This window comes from Nocardiopsis sp. TNDT3, from assembly GCF_003427465.1.
GTDB lineage: Bacteria > Actinomycetota > Actinomycetes > Streptosporangiales > Streptosporangiaceae > Nocardiopsis > Nocardiopsis dassonvillei.
The window spans coordinates 1-3,060 of the sequence record NZ_QPFC01000336.1; the positions used below are offsets into that span (position 1 = coordinate 1).

Annotated in this window: 4 protein-coding genes; 3 read left to right on the forward strand and 1 reads right to left on the reverse strand. The window is 73.8% G+C overall.

The features are described 5' to 3' along the window. Nucleotides 1-164: 164 nt before the first annotated feature. Entirely contained in the window at nt 165-1,166 is a 1,002-nt protein-coding gene (locus tag DQW06_RS09100) for an aldo/keto reductase (protein WP_117198288.1), read from the reverse strand. Between the two features lie 438 nt (nt 1,167-1,604). On the opposite strand from DQW06_RS09100, the gene DQW06_RS09105 reads away from it, so the two are divergent. From DQW06_RS09105 to DQW06_RS09115, 3 genes are all read left to right on the forward strand, one after another. Beyond that, nucleotides 1,605-2,099: a flavin reductase family protein gene (locus tag DQW06_RS09105; protein WP_013152234.1), complete on the forward strand. Its 495-nt coding sequence runs from the start codon at nt 1,605-1,607 to the stop codon at nt 2,097-2,099. Then, the gene (aroH, locus tag DQW06_RS09110) at nt 2,096-2,452 is read left to right on the forward strand and encodes a chorismate mutase (protein ID WP_013152233.1); all 357 of its coding nucleotides are present in this window, start codon (nt 2,096-2,098) and stop codon (nt 2,450-2,452) included. Before DQW06_RS09105 ends, aroH begins: the two co-directional genes overlap by 4 nt. A gap of 50 nt (nt 2,453-2,502) precedes the next feature. Then, on the forward strand, nt 2,503-3,060 hold a 558-nt coding region (locus tag DQW06_RS09115; RefSeq protein ID WP_157983383.1), incomplete at its 3' end, for an FAD-dependent oxidoreductase.

The following is a 3,060-nucleotide window of genomic DNA, read 5'->3' on the forward strand; positions in this document are numbered from 1 at the left end:
GCCGCGGGCCGCACGGCCACCCTACGACGCGGGCCCGCGACTCCGGGAGACCCCGCAGCGCCGGTGCGGAACGCCGGGGTCGGCAGTCGCCGCGACGACGCGAAGCCCGTCCGCGCGGAAGGTGGTCTCGCGTCCGTCCGCGCGGCGGCCTCGGGCCGCGGGGGTCAGTGCGCGGTTCCGGGGACGAGCAGGCCCTCGGCCTCCAGGTCCGCCCACAGGTCCTCGGGGACAGGGGCGGACAGGAGGCGGGCGTCGTGCGTGATCTCCCCGGCCGAGCGGGCCCCCACCAGGACCCCGGCCACCGCCGGGTGGCGCGCGCAGAAGGCCATCGCCGCCTGGGGCAGACCGACCCCGTGGCGGCGGGCCACCGCGGCGATCCGCAGCGCCCGGTCGCGCAGCGGCCCGGGGGCGGCCGCGTAGTCGTAGGTGGTGTCGGCGGAGGGCTCGTCCACGGCCAGGATCCCGCTGTTGAACACTCCGGCCGCGATCACCGACACCCCCGCGCGCAGGCAGGCCGGGAGCATCGTGGCCGCCGCCCCCTGGTCCAGCAGCGTGTACCTGCCCGCGAGCAGCACGGCGTCCACGTCGGTCTCCACGGCGAAGCGCTCCAGCATGCGCGCCTGGTTCATGCCCGCGCCGATCGCGCCGACCACGCCCTGGTCGCGCAGCTCGTGCAGGGCCGGGTAGGCCTCACCGGCCGCCTGCTCCCAGTGGTGGTCGGGGTCGTGCAGGAGCACCACGTCCACCCGGTCCAGGCCCAGCCGCTCCAGGCTCTGTTCCAGGGAGCGGCGCACCCCGTCGGCGCTGAAGTCCCACCGCCGCCCGTACGCGGCGGGAACGGCGAAGCCCTGGTCGTCCCACCGCACGGCGCGGTGCGGGGTGGGCTCCAGCAGGCGGCCGACCTTGGTCGAGACCGCGTACTGCTCGCGGGGCAGACCGGCCAGGGCGCGGCCCAGGCGGCGCTCGGCCAGGCCCAGGCCGTAGTGGGGAGCGGTGTCGAAGTAGCGCACGCCCGCCTCCCACGCCGCCAGGACCGTCGCGGCCGCGGCCTCCTCGTCCACCTCCCGGTAGCCGCCGTTGCCGAGCGGGGCGGTGCCCAGCCCGAGGGGACTGAGCTCCACCGAGGACCCGCCCAGCCGGACCCGCGTACCGGGACTGCGTTCCATTCCCTGACTCCCCCTCCGCATGGGCCGATGACGGCGAATGGTCGACCCACCGTCACCGGGAAAAGGTTTTACCCGGCTTCCACAACGATTACCGAATACGGTGAGCCACTGCCGCCACCCCTCTCATTACCACCGGAGAACCGCGACAGGGAAGGCCCTCTTTCTGGCCGAAAAAGGCACGGAGCGCACACTAGAGCAGCCATGAAGCGGCAAGTCAACCCGTTTTCCACCTGCACATTCACCTAAACCAAAGGGAAAACGGGGGAACCGTTCCCGCACATTCTCATGTGATGCACACCACCTAAAACAAAAGAGCGGGACGTGGTAAATTCTCCGTATTGGAACGAGGTGTTTAAAACCAGAGCCCCTCCCTCACGCGCCTTCTCCGCCCCCGGAGGCGTCCGTCAAGCACCACCCAGCTGACGAAGGGCACCACGGATGAACACGCAGACCCCCCATGCGCACCCGCCCGACCTCCGCTCGGTCATGCGCCTGTTCCCCACCGGCGTGGCGGTCCTGACCTCGGGCAGCGGAGCCGAGGCCGTGGCCACCACGGTGAACTCGCTGATCTCCGTCACCCTGGACCCTCCCACGGTCCTGGTCTCCCTTCACGAGACCTCCCGCGCCGGCAGGGTCGTGGACGCCACCGGAGGCTTCTGCCTGAGCCTGCTCTCCGGCGGCCAGGAGACGCACGCACGGCTGTTCGCCGCCTCCGACAAACCCCGCGGCGAGGCCCTGGGCCCCTACTTCACCACCACCCCCTCGGGCTGCCTCGTCCTGCGGGGCGCCCTGGGCGGGCTCACGTGCGAGACCACCTCCGTCCGCCAGGAGGGCGACCACCGCATGTACACCGGGCGGGTCAGCGCCACCCACCTGGGCGACCCCGCGGACGGCGCGCTCCTGTTCCACCAGGGGCGGATGGTAACGGCGTGAACCCCGTGCTGCGCGCGGTGCGCGGCGGCACCGGTGTCGCCGGTGACACCCGCGAGGCGATCGCCGCGGCGACCCTGGCCATGGTCCGCGGGGTCCTCGACCGCAACGGGCTCTCCCCCGCCGACGTGGCGTGCCTGTGGTTCACCGTGACCCCCGACCTGACGGCGGACGTCCCGCCGCTGGTCCTGCGCGAGCACCGCCTGCTCGACGACGTCCCGGCGCTGTGCGCCGCCGAGCCCGTCTGGGACGGCGCGCCACGCCGCACCGTCCGCGTGATGGCGCTGGCGCGCGTGGAGCCCGGACACGAGGTCCGCCACGTCTACCTCGACGGCGCCACACGCGACCGCCCCTGAGACGCCACCGCCCCCCACCCCCACCGACGACCGCAGCCGGGGAGACCGCTGTGACCGACCACGCCCTGTCCGACCTCCGCAGACGGGTCAGCTCCGTGCTGGGACCCGACACCGACCACGTCCTGGGCCCCGCGCCCGGGCACGCCAACGTCTCCGGCTTCGCCACACGCGACACACTGGCCGTGCTGCGCCCCACCCGCGCCGAGCAGGTCCCCGCACTCCTGCGGGCCCTGGACGACGCCGACGCCCCCTCCCTGTACGCGGTCTCCACCGGCCGCAACTGGGGCCTGGGCTCGCGCGAGCCGGTCGGGGACGGCGCCGTACGCCTCGAACTGCACGGACTGGACCGCGTCCGCCGCGTCGACACCGACGCGGGCTGGGCGGTGATCGAGGCCGGAGTGACCCAGCGCCAGTTGTCGGAGCAGCTGGCCGGTACCGGCCGCATGCTCAACGTCACCGCCTCCTCCGCGCACACCAGCGTCCTGGGCAACGCCCTGGACCGGGGCGTGGGGCTGCGCCGCCAGCGCGTCCACGACCTCGTCGGCCTGGAGGTGGTCCTGCCCGGGGGCGAGGTGGCGCGCGTGGGCTGGTGGCCCGGCGAGGGGGGC